General features: G+C 70.2%; 16 protein-coding genes. 11 read left to right on the forward strand and 5 right to left on the reverse strand.

Annotation, left to right across the window (positions count from 1 at the left end):
• The 4 genes from D7W79_RS23660 to D7W79_RS23675 form a co-directional block, all read left to right on the forward strand.
• The coding region (locus D7W79_RS23660; RefSeq protein ID WP_147442025.1) for a CinA family protein at positions 1-172 on the forward strand (172 nt) is incomplete at its 5' end.
• An 84-nt stretch (positions 173-256) separates the two neighbouring features.
• A complete protein-coding gene (locus D7W79_RS23665) occupies positions 257-655 on the forward strand; it encodes an STAS/SEC14 domain-containing protein (RefSeq protein WP_120527660.1) in 399 nt (132 codons plus the stop codon).
• Positions 656-667: 12 nt separating this feature from the next.
• Positions 668-1987 carry an AHH domain-containing protein gene (locus D7W79_RS23670; RefSeq protein WP_120527661.1) on the forward strand — a complete coding sequence of 440 codons (1320 nt, stop codon included), beginning with the start codon at positions 668-670 and terminating at the stop codon, positions 1985-1987.
• A 48-nt stretch (positions 1988-2035) separates the two neighbouring features.
• A complete protein-coding gene (locus D7W79_RS23675) occupies positions 2036-3244 on the forward strand; it encodes an imm11 family protein (protein WP_338078824.1) in 1209 nt (402 codons plus the stop codon).
• Here D7W79_RS23675 and D7W79_RS23680 read toward each other — a convergent pair whose 3' ends face one another.
• A complete protein-coding gene (locus D7W79_RS23680; RefSeq protein WP_120527663.1) occupies positions 3245-3871 on the reverse strand; it encodes a hypothetical protein in 627 nt (208 codons plus the stop codon).
• Positions 3871-4794 carry a fatty acid desaturase family protein gene (locus D7W79_RS23685; protein WP_120527664.1) on the reverse strand — a complete coding sequence of 308 codons (924 nt, stop codon included), beginning with the start codon at positions 4792-4794 and terminating at the stop codon, positions 3871-3873. The genes D7W79_RS23680 and D7W79_RS23685 overlap by 1 nt, the downstream gene beginning before the upstream one ends.
• Before the next feature lie 105 nt (positions 4795-4899).
• Between D7W79_RS23685 and D7W79_RS23690 the strand changes: the two genes are divergently transcribed.
• From D7W79_RS23690 to D7W79_RS23705, 4 genes are all read left to right on the forward strand, one after another.
• Positions 4900-7746, forward strand: coding sequence for an FG-GAP-like repeat-containing protein (locus tag D7W79_RS23690; RefSeq protein WP_120527665.1), 2847 nt, complete (start codon positions 4900-4902; stop codon positions 7744-7746).
• Between the two features lie 4 nt (positions 7747-7750).
• Complete coding sequence (locus D7W79_RS23695; RefSeq protein ID WP_120527666.1) at positions 7751-8512, forward strand: hypothetical protein; 762 nt, start codon at positions 7751-7753, stop codon at positions 8510-8512.
• 171 nt (positions 8513-8683) lie between these two features.
• A complete protein-coding gene (locus D7W79_RS23700) occupies positions 8684-10327 on the forward strand; it encodes a GH3 family acyl-acid amido synthetase (RefSeq protein ID WP_120527667.1) in 1644 nt (547 codons plus the stop codon).
• A complete protein-coding gene (locus tag D7W79_RS23705; RefSeq protein WP_120527668.1) occupies positions 10324-11472 on the forward strand; it encodes an aromatic ring-hydroxylating dioxygenase subunit alpha in 1149 nt (382 codons plus the stop codon). Before D7W79_RS23700 ends, D7W79_RS23705 begins: the two co-directional genes overlap by 4 nt.
• Here the strand turns inward: D7W79_RS23705 and D7W79_RS23710 are convergent.
• On the reverse strand, positions 11469-11849 hold the full coding sequence (locus tag D7W79_RS23710; protein ID WP_120527669.1) for a hypothetical protein: 381 nt from the start codon (positions 11847-11849) through the stop codon (positions 11469-11471). The genes D7W79_RS23705 and D7W79_RS23710 overlap by 4 nt on opposite strands.
• Before the next feature lie 45 nt (positions 11850-11894).
• Entirely contained in the window at positions 11895-12950 is a 1056-nt protein-coding gene (locus D7W79_RS23715) for a DapH/DapD/GlmU-related protein (protein ID WP_120527670.1), read from the reverse strand.
• Positions 12951-13172: 222 nt separating this feature from the next.
• Here D7W79_RS23715 and D7W79_RS23720 point away from each other — a divergent pair, with 222 nt between their 5' ends.
• Positions 13173-14609 carry an MATE family efflux transporter gene (locus D7W79_RS23720; protein ID WP_120527671.1) on the forward strand — a complete coding sequence of 479 codons (1437 nt, stop codon included), beginning with the start codon at positions 13173-13175 and terminating at the stop codon, positions 14607-14609.
• 3 nt (positions 14610-14612) lie between these two features.
• Here D7W79_RS23720 and D7W79_RS23725 read toward each other — a convergent pair whose 3' ends face one another.
• A complete protein-coding gene (locus D7W79_RS23725) occupies positions 14613-15719 on the reverse strand; it encodes a GNAT family N-acetyltransferase (protein WP_120527672.1) in 1107 nt (368 codons plus the stop codon).
• Between the two features lie 98 nt (positions 15720-15817).
• On the opposite strand from D7W79_RS23725, the gene D7W79_RS23730 reads away from it, so the two are divergent.
• Both D7W79_RS23730 and D7W79_RS23735 read left to right on the forward strand, forming a co-directional pair.
• Positions 15818-16081 (forward strand): GlsB/YeaQ/YmgE family stress response membrane protein, encoded by a 264-nt coding sequence (locus tag D7W79_RS23730; protein WP_120527673.1) that lies wholly within the window; start codon positions 15818-15820, stop codon positions 16079-16081.
• Positions 16082-16290: 209 nt separating this feature from the next.
• Positions 16291-17031 (forward strand): FKBP-type peptidyl-prolyl cis-trans isomerase (locus D7W79_RS23735; RefSeq protein WP_147442026.1); only part of this gene is annotated, 741 nt, incomplete at its 3' end.

A 17031-nucleotide genomic window follows, 5' to 3' on the forward strand; every position in this document is an offset into this window, starting at 1 on the left:
GGGCGGGACGGAGGCGAAGCCGGTGGGGCTGGTGTTCATCGCGGTGCAGCGGCGGGGAAAGGCGGCGGTGGTGGAGCGTCACCGGTTTGAAGGGGACCGGAGGCAGGTGCGGCAGCAGGCGGCGGTGCGTGGGTTGACCCTCCTTCTGGAGCAGCTCGGCGTGGAGTCCTGAATAGGGGACTCATCCCTCCGGACGTTGGCACGTGGACGCCGGATGGGAGAGAAGGGTCGACGCAGTCTCACGAAGGGGGCCTCGATGTATCGAATCGACGTGGACCGAACGGAATCCATCGTGAGCTTCGCGCTGGAGGGCTACATCCGGCTGGAGGAGATGCAGCGGTTCGTGGTGGACCTGCGCGCCGCGACGGATGAGGTGGCGGGGCAGCCCATCAAGATCGAAGCGGACCTGCGCACGTTCCGGCCGGCGTCGCCGGAGGCGGCGGATCTCATCAAGCGGGTGCAGGAGTACGGGTTGCGCTCCGGGGTGACGCGGGTGGCGGAGTTGGTGCAGAACCAGATCGTCGCGTTGCAGTTGAACCGGGTGGCCTCTGGAAGCGGGACGGACAAGATCCTCCGCCGCTTCTGGCAGGAGTCCGCGGCAAGGACCTGGCTGAAGCACGGGGACGCGGAGCTGGGAGTGGCGCTGCAGAGCTGAGCGAGCAAGGACATGCCAGCGCGCTGGCTGTGCGTGCTGTGGGCGCTGTTCGTGACGGGCTGCGCGACGTCACGGACGTGGCGGTTGGACACGGGAGAGGGCCGGGCGCGTGAGTACACGCCGCGCAAGGACACGCGCCCCGTGGCGCTGGACGGAGACACCTTCGAGGAGACGGTACGGACACTGGCGCGCGATGCGTCGGTGTCGGTGCATCCCCGGAGGGAAGCACTCCGGTTGTTGAATCCCGGAGCAGTGCGAGCCTCGCTGGGCGTCGTGTCCGTGCAGGACCCGAGGCAGGGCCGCGTCCGCGTGGTGCGGGGTGGCACGGAATTGGAGGCCGCCTACGGACGCTGGTGCGTGCGCAAGCGGCTGTCCGGGGACTGCCTGCACCTGCTGGACAGGAGCCTGACGCTGGATGAGGAGGGCAAGCGGACGCTGGCCTTCCGGATCGCGTTGGACTCGGTGTGGGAGGAGACGGCGGAAGCCTTGGAGGGGATGGTGGACCCCGAGGCAATGGGGACGCTCCTGGCGGCGACGGGAGCGGTGTACTTCAGCCTGTGGCTGGTGCCGGAGCCACTGCTGACGAAGGGAGTCGCGGCGACGCTGACCGTGGCGCTGATCGCGTACCTGGGCTGGGACACGGTGTGGAGCCTCATCCAGGGCTGGAGGGTGCTGGCGGCGGAGGTGAAGGACGCGGAGACGTTCGATGAAGTCCGTGACGCGGGAGAGAAGTACGGCCAGGTGATGGGCAAGCAGGCGGCCCGGGCCTTCGTGATGCTGGCGATGGCGGCGCTGGGAAGCACGGCGCAGACGTTTGCAACGAGGATCGCGACGCTGCCCGGTTCAGCACAGGCCGCGCTGGTGGGAGCGGAGCAGGGAGGCTTCCGGCTGGTGGCCGCGGCGGAAGTCTCAGCGGTCGCGGTGTCCGCGAGCGGTGAAGTGACGATCGCGCTGGCACCCAACGCGGTGGCGATGTCCGCGAAGGGGCCGAATGTCCCGGCGCCCGTTGAAGTCCGCGTGCATCACATCGCCACGAACAAGTGGTGGGAAGCCACGCACAACGGTGGCCCTTGGTCACCGGAGTTCCAGAAGCTTTTCGACCGTGCAGGGATGTCACTGGATGACGAAGTGAACACAGTCCGTGTCCGGGGCCATCAAGGTCCGCATCCTCGGGAGTACCATGAGGCAGTCTACAAAAGACTGAGCGACGCCTTGGGAAAGTGCAGAACCATCCTGAAATGCAGGGAGGCGCTGGTAGAGGAACTCCAATCCTTGGGCAGGGAGATCTCCAATCCGAACACCCGGCTCAACTTGCTTGTCACCCGACCCTGACGCACAGGAGGACTGATCCCGATGCGGTACTTCGAGCTTCTCGACGACATGGAGTTGAGTGACCGTTGGCTGCCGGGTGAGGCCACGAACGCTCAGGGACAGGAGATCGATGACATCTGGCAGTTCAAGGATGGATGCCCGGTTCAAATCAATGAACGGTTACGAATCCCCATTGGTCATCCAGGGAGGATCCTCGACTACTCCGTGACGAGTGTCGGTGGTGCGCCTGTCGTGCATCGGCGAGTCGCGAGCGTATTCAAGGAGCTGGCACCTGACGAGGTGCAGGTCATCCCGGTCGATGTCGACGGACAGTCGGAGCCCTACTTCATCCTCGTCGCGACGCGCACCATCCGATGTATTGATGATCAGGAGTCCGCGGAGGTGCTGTACTGGAAGCCCGAGGACGGGCGGCCGGAGAAGACTGGGCGATACAGGTCCGTCATGGGCATGCGCATCGACCCGACGAAGGTCGGGGATGCCAAGGTCTTCCGTCCCTGGGGATGGACTGTCGTGCTCATCATCTCCGAGGACCTCAAGGATGCGCTGGAACGTTCGGGCGCTACGGGGATGTCCTTCAGGCGGGTCACTGGCCCCAGCGAAGTCAGTCCTGAGGAACGCGCTCACAACCTCAAGCTCCAGGCGCTTTACGAACGTTCCACGACACCCCGGGAAGCCTTCTGGCACACGTTGGGCAGCATGGATGACAACTTCGTCATCCCCATCGTCGTCGGAGGCGGCTGGCCAGCGGGGAGCGAGGTCTGGCGCGTCATCCATCGCCCCGAAGGCCGAACGCTCTTCGTGACGGATGGTCTCTCCAACTTCTTCGTGAAGGACGCCGAGCCGTCCGTGGGCTTCGGCCTGGAACTCGCGCTCGAAACCGATGAGCCGGTGGAGAATGTGGCGAAGAGCTGGCAGCAGCTCCTGCTGGAACGCATCGCCAACGAACTCGTGGGCCACGAACACCTCCGTGAGCCCGCGAGGACCGGCATCCTCTCCATGGAAGTGGACGGAGAGCACATGCCCGAACCCCTCCTGACGAAGGACGGCCGCGTCGCCGTGCTCCTGGGCATGGACACCCCCACGCTCCCCAGCCACTTCACGATGCCGGACGGACAGGTCCGGCTCGTCACCGTGAAGACACTCATGCCCCGGGAGCTCACGTACCTGCTGGAGCACGGCCGGGAGGAGCTGCTCCACCGCTTCAACCAGTCCCGCCCCGGCCACCTGTCCCGAGCCTGGCGCCAGTCCGTGGTCTGATCACCGCATCCCGAACACCAGCCACGCGGCCAGCGCCCCGTACAGCGGCACGTTGAGCGCCAGCGTCAGCCGGTTGATGCGCCGGAACCGCGCCTGCTCCGCGTCCGCGAACCACACGCCGTCCTCGCCGGTGGTGCGTCCCTCCACGGCCTGATGGAACAGCGCCGCGTAGGCCACCTCCACCACCAGGGTCACCAGCACCAACCCCACGAGCGCCAGCGCCCACACGTCACGCCCATCCAGCACCCCGGCCCACTTCTCTCCGGTGTACACGAGCCCCGCGCCCACCAGCGCGATGCACCCCAGGTCGTGGCCCACGCCATACGGAGGCCGCCAGTTGCGCGACACGTAGAGCATGTAGAGCTCCGCGGCCCCGCGCAGCCACATGGACACCGCGAACGCCCCCAGCACGATGCGCGCCTCCACCGGCACGGACGCATCCAGCGCCACCAGCGGACACACGAGGAACCAGAGGAACACCGCGTACAGCAGCCACGCCAGCTTCGGCCCGGAGATGCGGCCGCCCTGGCCTCCCTGCGCGTTCTGCCGGCGCCGGAACATCACCGCCGCGCTCGCGCACGCCAGCAGCCCCACCCCCAGCAACACCCGCGTCGACGAAGAGAGCATCAGTAGGAACGGGGCCGGGGATAGTGGTGGGGGAACCGCTCGACGTACCACGCGCGAAGCCGGGGCAGGTGCGTGAGGGACACCTGCGGATGCAGGTGATGCACCACGTGCAGCCCCACGGACCGGGGCGCCAACCCCAACCCCCCCAGCCATCCCAGCCCATGGTCACGCGTGCACGCGAACACATCTTCCAAGGTCCGTCCTCCCACGGGCGCGGCCGTGTGCTCCGCGAGCAACCGGTGCGCGTTGAACCCCGACGCCACCAGCAGCGGCACCGCGTACCCCCACAGCACCGCGGAGGGCCACCGCACCGCCAGCGCCAGCACGCCCAGGTGGAACAGCACCTGCCCTGCTTCCGCTCGAGCACACCCCGCCACCTCCGCGTCCCGCGTGAGCACGCGTCCGGAGCGGTCCTGCAGGAACACGCGCGCATATGCCGTGCGCAGTGAAGGCAGCACCCACGCGCACAGCCCCACCGGCCCGCGCAGCACCCAGCCGGGGATCACGCCCACGAGCAGCAGCCATCGCCACGCCGTGCGCAGCCGGCCGCCGTCCGGAGGCTTGCGGTACGGATCCGACGGCAGGCCCGCGTCGCGGTGGTGTCGAAGGTGGTGGTAGCGCATCGCCGCCAGCGTGGACGCGACCGGGTAGCCCGCGACGGCCTCCAGCAGACACAGTCTCCATTCGCGTGTTCGCGAAGGCAGGTGGACCGCGTCATGAAGCAGGACGCCCAGCGCGTGCAGCCGTCCCGCGACGACGAGCACCGCCAGCGGCGCGAGCACCGGAGGAGCCCACGCCATGACCGCCCATCCCAAGGCCATCCCCGCCCACTCGGCGGCCGCCAGGCGCAGCAGGCCTGAAGGCGTGGCCGGAACGAGCAGCTCGCGAGGCACCGCCGCGCGGCGAGGCAGGGAAGAAACCATCGGGCGCCAGGACTCCACGCATGGCCGCTGGACGCAAGCCCTCGGGGGATTGGACACCCGGAGACGGGCACGGCACGCTCCGCGCGTGCACCGGGACGGTCAATCATGAGTGTGGATGTGCCGACGACGCAGGCCCTCGCGGGCACGCGCGTGGAGTGGGGCGGCTGGGTGTTCCCCCGCTGGAACGACCCGAGGCTGCCCTTCGCGGCGCTGCTCACGCTCTACGGCGTGCTGGGCTTCACCTTCTTCGGCTTCAACCGCAGCCCCGGGCAGATGGCCTTCCTGGTCGTCTCCGGCACGCTGCTGGACGCGGTCCTGGGCTGGGTGCTCAAGCGGCGCAAGGAGCTGCCGCTCTCCGCGTACATCTCGTGCTGCTCGCTGGCGCTGCTCTTGAACTACTCGCACGCGAGCACGCTCCTGTGGCTGCCGGTGTGGCTGGCCATCGGCTCCAAGTACGTGCTGACCTTCCAGGGGCGGCACGTCTTCAACCCGTCGATGTTCGCGGTGGCCGTGTCGCTGCTCACCACGCGCGAGCTCATCACCGCCGCGCCCGCGTACCAGTGGGCCAACGGGGAGGTCGCGCTGTCGGCCTTCATCGTGATGGCGGCGCTGGTGCTGTTCTTCTTCCGCGTGGGGCGCGGCTGGCTGGTGGTGAGCTTCCTGTCCTTCTACGCGCTCCAGACGGCGCTGCGCGCGTTCATCCTCCGCCACCACCTGCCGCCAGAGGTGCTGTTCCTGGGCACGCTCGGCGCGCCGTCGTTCTTCATCTTCGTCTTCTACATGCTCACCGACCCCGCCACGTCACCGGGGACGCGCAAGGCACAGGTCCTGGTCGCGCTGGCCATCACCTGCGTGGACCTGGTGCTGCACCTGAAGGAGAGCGTCTACACGTTCTTCTACGCGGCGCTCACCGTGGCCACCTGCCGCTTCGTGCTCATGCACGCGCGCGAGCTGTGGCGCACGCGGGGCGCGTCGCTGCGCCAGCTGCTGGCCCCGGACATGCTCCGGCGCATGGGCGTGGTGGGAGGGCTGGGGGCGGTGCTGGCCACGGGCTACTCGGTGACGGCGGCGCAGGGGACGCGCTCAGCGCCGCTCGCGTTCCACCTGGACGCGCAGGACCTCAAGCAGGCGGGCCTGGATTCCCAGATGGGGCACACGCTGGAGGAACTGGATCCACGCGTGGCCCACGTCGCCAAGTGGCTGGTCGCGGTGGGAGACGCGGTGGCCACCGGGGACTTCGACGGGGACGGCAAGCTGGACCTGTTCCTCACGCACCCGCTGGGCACGCCGGAGCACCACGCGGGCCTGTACCGCAACCTGGGCGGGCTGCGCTTCGAACGCGTCCCCGTGCCCGCGCTGGAGCGCTTCGCCACCCGCTACAAGGAAGAGGGCCTGGCGGGTGGTGGGACGTTCGTGGACTGGGATGGGGACGGGGACCTGGACCTCGCGGTGGCGGTGGCCTTCGGGCCGGTGCGCCTGCTGCGCAACACGCTGCGCGAGACGGGCACCGCGGGCTTCGAGGACGTGACGCAAGCGGCGGGCGTGACGGACCACGCGGTGAGCCTGGGGCTCACGTTCCTGGACTACGACCGCGACGGGCACCTGGACCTGCTGGTGCTCAACGCGATGACCACGCACCTGCCGGACTATCCGAACCCGCCGCCGCTCAACCTCTTCCAACTCCCCGCGCCGGAGTACGAGGGTGACCGCCGCATGCTGCGCTTCATGCACGACGGCTGGCACGACGCGAACAACGGCGGGCGCAACGCGCTCTACCGGGGCCGGGGAGACGGCACGTTCGAGAAGCAGGACGTGGAGGCGCTGGGCCTGAAGGAGACGCACTGGTCGCTCGCGGTGAGCACGGTGGACCTGAACCACGACGGGTGGACGGACCTCTACGTGGCCAACGACTTCGGACCGGACGACGTCTACCTGAACGAGGGCGGGCGGCACTTCCGCCACCTCGTGGGTCAGCGCTTCGGCGAGATTGGCCGCGACACGTACAAGGGCATGAACGCGAGCGTGGCGGACTTCGACCGCAACGGCTGGTTGGACGTGTACGTGTCCAACGTGCACCACTCGCTCCAGGCGGAGGGCAGCCTGTTGTGGATGGTGGGGCCGGGCGAGGACGCGTTCGTTCCCCGCTTCAAGGACGAGGCCACCTTCCGGGGCGCGCTGAACGAGCGCCGCTTCGGCTGGGGCGCGGCGGCGGGGGACCTGGACGACGACGGATGGCCGGACCTGGTGCAGGCCAACGGCATGGTGGACGCGCGCCTGGACGCGCCGAAGTGGCGCATCCCGGAGGGACAGCGCAACGACTACTGGTACGTGAACCACAAGCTGATGCAGTCCGGCCCGGAGGTGCACACGTACGCGGACAAGTGGGGCGACATCCGGGGCCGCGTGCTCTATCCGAACGAGGCGCGCCGCGCGTACCTCAACCTGGGCGACGCTCGCCCGGGGCACTTCGTGGACGTGGCGAAGGAGGTGGGCATCGAGGCGCCGGACAACTCGCGCGGCGTGTTGATGGCGGACCTGGATGACGACGGCGACCTGGATGTGCTCATCACGAACCAGCACGCGCCGGTGTCGCTGTACCGCAACACGCTGCGAGCCAGCGCGACGGACGCGAAGCCGGACGCGCACTTCGTGGGCCTGTCGCTGGTGGGGGACGGTCAGCGCACGCACCGGAGCGCGGTGGGCACGCGCGTGGTGCTGTCCTACGAGGAGGGCGGCAAGCAGGTGGAGCAGGTGCGCGAGGTGGGGCTGATGGGAGGCTTCTCCGCGTCGGCGGATCCGAGGCTGCACTTCGGTCTGGGCCGTCACGCGGGGCCGGTGAAGGCGGTCATCCACTGGTATGGCGCGCAGCCGCAGGAGGTGACGCTGGAGGCGGACCGCTACCAGGAGGTGCGCCAGCCTCCCGCGCCCACGGCGCTGCGGGGAGGGCCCTGAGGCGATGCTCTCCGCGATGAAGGGCACCACGGTGCGGCGGGAGGACCTGGACGCCGGCACCCGGGCCCGCATGTTGGCGCTGATGCAGTGCTGTTACGTGGGCGTGAGCGCGGAGCGCTTCCACGCGGACCTGGACGCGAAGCAGTGGGTGTTCCTGCTGCACGCCCGGCGCACGCGGGAGTTGGTGGGGTTCAGCACGGTGCGGGTGGCGGAGGAGGAGGGCGTGGAGGTGCTGTACTCGGGCGACACGGTCATCCATCCGGACTGGTGGGGACACAAGACGTTGCAGGTGGTGTTCGGCCGGTTGTTGCTCGCGCGCAAGCTGCGCCGGCCGTGGAGGCCGCTGTACTGGCTGCTGCTGTCGGGCGGATACAAGACGTACCTGCTGGCGGTGAACTACTTCCCGCGCACGCATCCGCGACGCGACTGGGCGCCGCCGGAGGGGCGCTCGGAGTTCCTGCGGGGACTGGCGACGCGGTGGTTCGGCACGCAGTACGACGCGGCGAAGGGCACGCTGTGCTTCGACGGCGAGCACTACCGGGTGCGCGACGGAGTCTCGCCCATCGACCGCGACGCGGCGGCCCACCCGCACATCGCCTACTTCGCGGAGCGCAACCCTGGCCACGCCGAGGGCGAGGAGCTGGTGTGCCTGGTGGAGATCCGCGGCTGGGACCTGGCAAGGGCGCTGGCGCGGAGCGTCTGGGGCCAGCTGCGCCGCTGGGCCCGCCGTGAGCGAGATGCCTCGCGGATCCGCGTGGGGACGTGAGGTGCTGACTTCGCACGGGATGCTGAGCGCCACGATGGTTGCGCTGAGGCTGCTGAGCTCGCGCTGGGCGCCGACCGCGACGTTCACAGCGCTGACGTCGTTCGCGCGGTGCTGCCGACATGCGCTGTTTGCGAATCCGCGTGGAGACGTGGCGTGCTGACTTCACGCACGATGCTCTCCGCCACGATGGCGGCGCTGACGCCATCCGCGCTGCGCTTCCGTCACGCGCTGCGGGAGCCGGAGGCCGCGCAGGCGGAGTCCCTCAAGCGCATTCTCAGCACGGTGGTGGGCACGGCCCAGGCGAGCCGCGTGGCGCACTTCGGTCTCATCCGCACGGCGCGGGAGTTCCAGGACGCGGTGCCGGTGTCCACGCCGGACACGGTGGCGGAAGACGTGGAGCGCATCGCGCGGGGAGAAGCGCGGGTCCTCACCCGCGAGCCCGTGCTTCGCTTCGAGCTGTCCGGTGGCTCCTCCGGCGCGTCCAAGCGGGTGCCGGTGACACGCGGGCTGCTGCGTGAGTTCCAGCGAGCGCTCGCGCCCATGTTGCATGAGGTGTTCCTGCGCCGCCCCGCGGTGCGCGAGGGCCCCAGCTACTGGTCCATCTCCCCACTGGGCCGAAGACAGCACCGGACAGCGGGAGGCATCCCCGTGGGCTCAGCGGAGGACAGCGCGTGGTTCCCGCGTCCGTTACAGCCGCTGCTCTCGCGCGTCTTCGCCGTGCCCGGCTCGGTGGGACAGGCGCCGCACGTCGAGCCTTGCCGTTACGTGACGCTGTGGTTTCTCGCGCGGTGCTCGAACCTGTCGCTGATCAGCGTCTGGAACCCCAGCTTCCTCACGCTGCTGATGGACGCGCTGGAGCGGCACGGCGAACGGCTCGCGGAGGACCTGGAGCGCGGCACGCTGCGGCCTCCCGAACAGGACGCGGAGGGCGCTCCCGTGCCTGAAGACCCCGCCTGGACGACGCTCGTGCAGGGGCTCCAGGGCGTGCGTGACATCCCGAGGGCCCAGGTGCTGCGCGCCGCCTTGCGAGAGGGCCTGCCCTCGGCTCGCGCGCTGTGGCCGGGGCTCGCGCTCTTGAGCATGTGGACGGACGCCCAGGCCGCGCACGCAGTGGCCGGCGCATGCCGCCGCTTCCCGGGTGTCGAGGTCCAGGGCAAGGGCCTGCTCGCCACGGAGGGCGTCATCACGGTGCCCCTCTTCGAAGCACCGGCGCCGGTGCTCGCGGTCCGGAGCCACTTCGTCGAGTTCATGGACCCGGAGCATCCCGACACACGCCCACTCCTGGCACACGAGCTGACGGCGGGCCGCACCTACGCGGTACTCCTCTCCACGTCTGGTGGACTGCTGCGCTACCGGCTGGGGGACCTCGTCCGGGTGGAAGGCTTCGTGCACGCGACGCCCTGCCTGCGGTTCCTCGGCCGAGCGGACGCGGTATCGGACCTCGTCGGTGAGAAGCTCTCCGCCGCCCGAGTGGGCACGGTGCTGGACGCCGCGCTGGGCTCCACGCGTCCCGCCTTCGCCATGCTCGCGCCGGAGTGGGGGACACCGCCGGCCTATCGGCTGTTCCTTGAGACGGATCAGCCCTCCGACGTCATCGCCGCGAACGCGGAGCGCCTGCTGTGTGAAGGCCACCACTACCGCTACGCACGGGAGCTGGGACAGCTCGGCCCCGTGCGCGCGGTGCGCGTAACACAGGGGGCCCGGCGCTATGAGGCCCGGTGCATCCAACTCGGTCAACGTGCGGGAGACATCAAGCCCGTGGATCTGCACCGCCAACCCGGTTGGACGGAATGGTTCGCAAGAGGAACGTCATGATGGTGCGCACCGTGGACCTGGATGCGGAGGCGGACCTCGGCCGCTGCGGCGCGCTGAAGGACTTCTGGTACGTGGCGTGCCTCTCCACGGAGCTGCCCGCGAACCGGCCCCTCGCGCGCACCGTGTTCGGCACGGGGCTGGTCCTGTTCCGGGGACCGGATGGTGCTCCCACCGCGCTGCGCGACCGCTGCCTCCACCGCAACGCGCGCTTGTCGAAGGGCGACGTGTTCGACGGACGGCTCGGCTGCCCGTATCACGGCTGGGTCTACGACGCGTCCGGCGCCGTGGTGGAGATCCCCGCGCTGGGCCCTTCCCAACGTGGAGAGAAGCTGGACGCTCGCGCCTGCGCGCACGAAGGCCTCAAGCCCGCACCGTGCGACCTGGGACGGCTCGCGCGCTTCCCCACGCGCGAGCAGGACGGGCTCGTCTACGTCTACCTGGGCGCGGACGTGACGCAGGCCCGTGCGGAACCCTTCCGGGTGCCGTACTGGGGCGAGCGCGGCTGGACCGTCTACTTCATGGTGACGCGCTTCGCGAACGGCGTGACGAACCTGGTGGAGAACTTCATGGACGTGCCGCACACGTCCTTCGTGCACCGGGGCTGGTTCCGCAATCCCACGCGCAAGCGAGTCCCCTCCACCGTGAAGCGCCACGCGGGCCGAGTGCGGATGACCTACCACCAGGAGGAGGACGCGCTCACGGGCCTCGGGCGGCTGTTCAACCCGCGAGGCCTGCCACTCGTGCACACGGATGAGTTCATCGTCCCCAACGTCACGCGCGTGGACTACCAGTGGGGCGACAGCGGCTTCGCCATCAACTCGCAGTGCACGCCCATCGGGCCCACGGACACGCTCGTGTACACGGCCATCAGCTACCGGCTGCCGGTGGACGTGCCAGGTGCATGGGTGGGCCGCGCGCTGACGCCGCTGGTGCGCTGGTACACGCGGCAGGTCATCCAGCAGGACGTCATCATCATGGAGACGCAGCGCCAGGGACTGACGGACGGCCCTGGTGGCGGCGTGTACTCGGGAACCGAGGCGGACCTGCACCACGCGGGCATCGAGGCGTACCGCCGCTGGCTGCGTGAGGGCGCGCACGGCCCCGGCCCCGAGGACGCGGAGCGTGACGTGGTCTTCTGGGTCTAGACCGCGCCGGAGGTCTGCTCCTCCTCGGAGCCCGAGGAGGGAAACATCGCCAGGTAGTACCCGGAGAAGAAGGTCGCCCCCAGGAAGAACGCGTGGAGCAGCTCCTGGGTGAGCGCGAAGGGCGGCGCGGGCAGGTGCTCATGCAGCCACATCAGCGTCGCGACGGTGTTGGACGCATGGCACGCCGTCGCCACGCCCAGCGCGATGCAGAGGTGCACCCCCAGCACCCACGTGTTGGCGGGGGAGGTCACCCACGAGGCCAGGGGCCCCAGCCGCGCGAGGACGCGCGGGTACACGAACTTCCGGAAGAGCGCACCACAGGCCAGCCCCAGCAGCAGCGGGCCCGCGATCTCAATGAGGGTGTTGACCGGATCCATGGCCCGGGACCATGCCCCAGCGCCTTCGGCCAACGCAAACCCAGCTCACCCCATGCGCCGCAGGCCCGGCAGGTCCTCCGGCCGCAGCACCCAGCGCGGCGGCTCCGGCGGTGACGTGCGCGTGCCCACCTGCGTCGCGGGGAAGCCCTCCACCAGCGCGTAGTCCGGGAACACCGCGCGCGCCTTCACCAGACTGCCGGCGCCCACGTGGCAGCCCTTCCCCAGGTGGCTGCCCTCGCAGAGGATGGCGCCAGGCTCCACCACCGTGCCCGCGCCCAGGTTGCACGCGTGCAGCACGCAGCCCGGGCCCACCACCACGCCCTCGTCCAGCACCAGCATGGTGTCCGGCTGCAGGTGCAGCACCGTGTTCTCAAGAATCTGGACCCGCGCGCCAATGCGCACCGGCCCGTTCAGGTCGCCGGTGATCTTCACCCCCGCGCCGATGATGGCCCCCGCGCCGATGACCACGTCGCCGGACACCTCCGCGGAGGAGAAGAGGGTGGCGGTGGGGTGGACGAAGGGGTGACGGTCGCGAAAGGCGTACAGCTGTCCCATGGGGGCGTCCTCGGCGCGGTCGCGCGCGGAGAAGGAAGTCAATGGAGCGGAGGGCAGTGACAGGTCACCGCCCCGGCGCTGCTGCAGGTGGGCCAGGTCCTCCGCGGAGAGCATCCGCAAGACCTGCCCCGGCCGGCCCAGCACCACGGATTGATCCGGCACCACCATGCCGGGTGGCAGCACCGTGCCTTCGCCCACCAGGCAGCGGTCACCCAGCGTCACGCCGGGCATGAGGATGGCGCCGCCGCCGATGTCGCACAGCGACCCCACCCGTGCGCCCATCACGAGCGAGCGCGGACCGAGCACGGTCTTCTCGCCGATGGACGTGGGGCGCTCGGGCGTGCCCACCACCACGGCGTCCTCGCGCAGTGTGGAGAAGGCTCCCAGCGTCACGGAGCCACCCACCGAGCGCACGATGGCGCCCCGCGAGATGATGGCCCCGGGCCCCACTTGCGTGGTGCCCAGCAGTCGCGCGGACGAGGCCAGGGTGAAATGAGGACCTACCGCGGTGGGCAGGAGGGAAGCGGTCGCGGGTGAGGGACTCATCAGGATGCAGCAAGCTACTCCCGGGTTCCCGAAGGGCATGTTGTCCCGGGGCGCGACGCGTCGTCCGGCAGCCAACGCTCGCACGCTGTCCCGGCGGGGGTGGGTGCGGCACCTTCAGATGTCAGGAGTGGGTGGCAGGGTGCGTAGGAAGCCGCGTCGCTGGGCGCCACCTGCGGGCGTTTCGCGCTAGGAAGTTCCCTCGCTCTCGAAAGGTCTCACCCCGTGGAAGAAACACCCCTGGCGGACCGGAACGCCCAGGTCCCCGCGCCCGTGGACAAGGGTGCCTGGACGCTGGTGAAGGAGGCGCTGCACGGCACCGAGCAGGACCTGACGCGGCTGCCGCTCGGGCGGGCCATCTTCCTGCTGGCCGTGCCCATGGTGCTGGAAATGTGCATGGAGTCGGTGTTCGCCGTCGTGGACGTCGCCTTCGTCGGCCGGTTGGGCGCGGAGGCGGTGGCCACGGTGGGCCTCACCGAGGGCATCCTCACCATCATCTACGCGGCCGGCATGGGCCTGAGCATCGGCGCCACGGCGATGGTGGCCCGCCGCATCGGAGAGAAGGACGCGGAGCGGGCAGGGCGCACGGCGGTGCAGGCCATTGGCCTGGGGGTGATCATCTCCACCGTGCTGGCGGTGACGGGCATCGTCTTCGCGCGGCCCATCCTGGCGGCGCTCGGCGGCTCGCCGTGGGTGCTGGAGCACGGCGTGGGCTACACGCGCGTGATGATGGGCGGCGTGGTGAGCATCCTGCTGCTCTTCCTCATCAACGCCATCTTCCGGGGCGCGGGTGACGCGGCCATCGCGATGCGCGTGCTGATGCTGGCCAACGGCCTCAACATCCTGCTGGCGCCGTGTCTCATCTTCGGCCTGGGGCCGTTCCCGGAGATGGGCGTGGTGGGCGCGGCGTGGGCCACCACGCTGGGCCGCAGCGCGGGCGTGGCGTATCAGCTCTACCGGCTGGTGCGTTCCAACGGCCGGCTCCAGGTGCGGCGCGAGCACGTGGCGCTGGAGCCCGCGACGATGCTCGCGATGCTGCGGCTGTCGGGCGCGGGCATGGTGCAGGCGCTGGTGAGCACGACCAGCTGGGTGGTGCTGGTGCGCATCGTGTCGACGTTCGGCAGCACGGCGCTGGCGGGCTACACCATCGCCATCCGCATCGTGATGTTCGCGCTGCTGCCCGCGTGGGGCCTGGGCAACGCGGCGGCCACGCTGCTGGGGCAGAGCATGGGCGCGGGGGATCCGGACCGGGGCGCGAAGGCGGTGTGGCTCGCGGGCAAGTACAACCTGGTGGTGCTGGGCAGCATCGGGTTGCTGTTCTTCGCCTTCGCGCATCCGCTGCTGGGGTTGTTCACGACGGACCCGGCGGTGGTGGAGGAGGGCGCGACGGCGCTGCGCGTCTTCTCCCTGAGCTTCTTCTCCTGCGCGTACGGCATGGTCATCACCTCCGCGTTCAACGGCGCGGGGGACACGCGGACGCCCACGCTCATCGACCTGGGGTGCCTCTGGATGCTGGAGCTGCCCCTGGCGTGGGTGCTGGCGAAGCCGCTGGGCCTGGGCGCGGTGGGCGCGTACCTCGCGGTGCCGGCGGCCTTCGCGGCGATGTCCGTGCTGGGCATCGTCCTGTTCCGGCGCGGGCGCTGGAAGACGCGCGTGGTGTGAGCGTCAGGGCAGGCAGATTTCAAAGCCGGTGCGTCCCCCGGGGAAGGTCCTCGGGGGGCGAGAGGCGGGCGTGACGGCGTAGAGGTGGAAGTCCAGGCGCCGCTGGAGGAAGCCGTCGAAGGCGGAGGCCAGCGGGTCCGCGGCGTCCTGCTGCACGGTGAAGAAGTGGAAGCCCTGGCCGTGGAACGCGGCGTAGACGGCATCCAGCAGCGCGCGCAGGACGGCGGGGTCCTCCGAGGGGATGCTGGTGTTGCAGAGGTAGAAGTAGCGGAAGTCGCCGCCGGGCGCGGGCAGGCGGGGCGCGCCGGTGACGGTGGCCAGCGCGTTGAAGCCCCGGCGCACCCACTTCATGCCGCCCCGGTACGCGAGCACGCGGTAGCGCTTCACGGCGTCGGGGTTCCACGCGGAGGTGCAGCCCACCAGCTGTCCCGCCGGGTCGAACGCGAGGAACGAGTCCTCCACGCGAAGCCCCGGCCAGCGCGCGAACCGGTGCTCCAGTTCGCCCGTGTCATACCGGTAGCCGAAGGGGCGCGAGCGGTGGTCCGCGTCCAGCAGCGCGGCCATGGCGGGCACGTCCGCGGCGGTGGCCCGGCGCACGGTGTAGCGGCTGCGGCGCGGCTTGCGGCGCAGGACGAACTGGACGGAGACGGCGCAGAACGCGCGCATCAGGTGGTAGTGCGGCTGCGCTTCACGGGAAGCGGCACGGCGCACGAGCGCCTGGAGCGCGGCGGCGTTGGAGGCCATGACGGCGGTGAGGAAGACGTCCACGCCGTGGCGGCGGGAGGTCTCCTCCAGGACGGGCCCATAGAACCGGGCCAGGCCCCGGGCACGGCGCGCGGAGAAGCGGGTGCGCAGGTCCCCCAGGTAGCCCACGCGGCAGGGCCGGCCCTCCAGCCACCCGTCGCGGACGTGGATGGCACCCATGCCGTCCAGGCGGGTGGGTTCTCCGTGGGCCCAGACCTCCGCTTCACCGCGCTGCATGGCGAAGAGGCCGAAGTAGTCCGGCGACCGCTGCGTGCTGAGCACCAGGTCCCCGGTCATGGGCACGTCGCCGAACAGGTCCAGCAGCGCGGCGTTGTCATCCCGGGTGGCACGGCGGAGGGGGCTCATGGGTCGCGCGGCAGCCTATGCGACACGGGGATGGACTTCCGCCCCCGCCTGCCCTGAGCCACATTGCGGGCCTTCACGCGCCGCACCGGGAGGACGTCATGGGGCTGTTGGGGTGGATCATCTTCGGCTTCTTCGCGGGGCTCATCGCCCGGGCCGTGCTGCCGGGCAACCAGCGCCTGGGGTGCATCGGCACCACGCTCCTGGGCGTCGCCGGGGCCTTCGTGGGCGGCTTCCTCACGTCCGTCTGGCGGGGGACCAATTGGCGCGACCCGGAGCCCACCGGCTTCGGCGGCGCCATCCTGGGGGCCATCGTCCTGCTCCTGGTCGCCCAGGCCGCCTTTGGCGGTCGCTCCTCCCGGTAGACCCCCGGAGGACCCCCTGGCCGGGAATCCCGGGCCGTCCCGCCGGTTTGGGGGGCCGGCGGCCGGTTGTCCTACCTGCGCGGGCCCCCTTCCGGGAAAGCACGGTTCCCAAGAGGATGCCGGGCATTTTCTGTAGTACACCGCGCCCCAGGCATGCAGCGGGGGGCGGTCGGCCGCCGCTGAGCCAAAGGAAAGGCGACGACATCATGATGAAGAAGACGATCCTGATCGCGGCGATGCTGAGCCTGACGGCCTGTCAGGGCCAGGGCGCGAAGCCGGGCGAGACCTCCGCCACCGGCACCTCGACGGCGGGCACCGCCGGCGCTCCGCAGACCGAGGAGCAGAAGACGCTGTACGCGCTGGGCCTGTCCATCGGCCGCAGCATCAGCGTGTTCGACATGACCCCGCAGGAGCTGGAGTTCGTGAAGGCCGGCCTCACCGCGCAGGTGACGGGCCAGAAGTCCGACGTGGACCTGGAGACCTACGGTCCCAAGCTCCAGGACCTCGCGCGCGAGCGTTCGCTGCGCAAGGCCAACGCGGAGAAGGAGAAGGCCAAGGCGTTCCTGGAGGAGAAGGCCAAGGAGCCCGGCGCCGTGAAGACCGAGTCCGGCCTCATCTACAAGGAGACCCAGGCGGGCACCGGTCCCCAGCCCCAGGCCTCCGACGTCGTGAAGGTGCACTACAAGGGCACGCTCGCCGACGGCAAGGAGTTCGACTCGTCCTACAAGCGCGGTGAGCCCACGCAGTTCCCGCTCCAGGGCGTCATCAAGTGCTGGACCGAGGGCCTCCAGAAGATGAAGGTCGGCGGCAAGGCGCAGCTCGTGTGCCCCTCCGACATCGCCTACGGCGACCGCGGCGCGCCCCCGAACATCCCCGGCGGCGCCGCCCTGGTGTTCGACGTGGAGCTGCTGGAGATCGTGAAGCCCCCCGAGGCCACCCCTGGCATGCCC

The organism is Corallococcus exercitus (genome assembly GCF_003611585.1).
Classification (GTDB): Bacteria; Myxococcota; Myxococcia; order Myxococcales; family Myxococcaceae; genus Corallococcus; species Corallococcus exercitus.

Excerpts from the sequence above, each read along its gene's own strand:
- D7W79_RS23680 (WP_120527663.1), bottom strand. The coding sequence starts at position 3,871 with ATGCTCTCTTCGTCGACGCGGGTGTTGCTGGGGGTGGGGCTGCTGGCG.
- D7W79_RS23730 (WP_120527673.1), top strand. The coding sequence starts at position 15,818 with ATGGGGCTGTTGGGGTGGATCATCTTCGGCTTCTTCGCGGGGCTCATC.
- D7W79_RS23685 (WP_120527664.1), bottom strand. The coding sequence starts at position 4,794 with ATGGTTTCTTCCCTGCCTCGCCGCGCGGCGGTGCCTCGCGAGCTGCTC.
- D7W79_RS23675 (WP_338078824.1), top strand. The coding sequence starts at position 2,036 with ATGGAGTTGAGTGACCGTTGGCTGCCGGGTGAGGCCACGAACGCTCAG.
- D7W79_RS23695 (WP_120527666.1), top strand. The coding sequence starts at position 7,751 with ATGCTCTCCGCGATGAAGGGCACCACGGTGCGGCGGGAGGACCTGGAC.
- D7W79_RS23705 (WP_120527668.1), top strand. The coding sequence starts at position 10,324 with ATGATGGTGCGCACCGTGGACCTGGATGCGGAGGCGGACCTCGGCCGC.
- D7W79_RS23690 (WP_120527665.1), top strand. The coding sequence starts at position 4,900 with ATGAGTGTGGATGTGCCGACGACGCAGGCCCTCGCGGGCACGCGCGTG.
- D7W79_RS23725 (WP_120527672.1), bottom strand. The coding sequence starts at position 15,719 with ATGAGCCCCCTCCGCCGTGCCACCCGGGATGACAACGCCGCGCTGCTG.
- D7W79_RS23710 (WP_120527669.1), bottom strand. The coding sequence starts at position 11,849 with ATGGATCCGGTCAACACCCTCATTGAGATCGCGGGCCCGCTGCTGCTG.
- D7W79_RS23715 (WP_120527670.1), bottom strand. The coding sequence starts at position 12,950 with ATGAGTCCCTCACCCGCGACCGCTTCCCTCCTGCCCACCGCGGTAGGT.
- D7W79_RS23665 (WP_120527660.1), top strand. The coding sequence starts at position 257 with ATGTATCGAATCGACGTGGACCGAACGGAATCCATCGTGAGCTTCGCG.
- D7W79_RS23670 (WP_120527661.1), top strand. The coding sequence starts at position 668 with ATGCCAGCGCGCTGGCTGTGCGTGCTGTGGGCGCTGTTCGTGACGGGC.
- D7W79_RS23700 (WP_120527667.1), top strand. The coding sequence starts at position 8,684 with ATGCTCTCCGCCACGATGGCGGCGCTGACGCCATCCGCGCTGCGCTTC.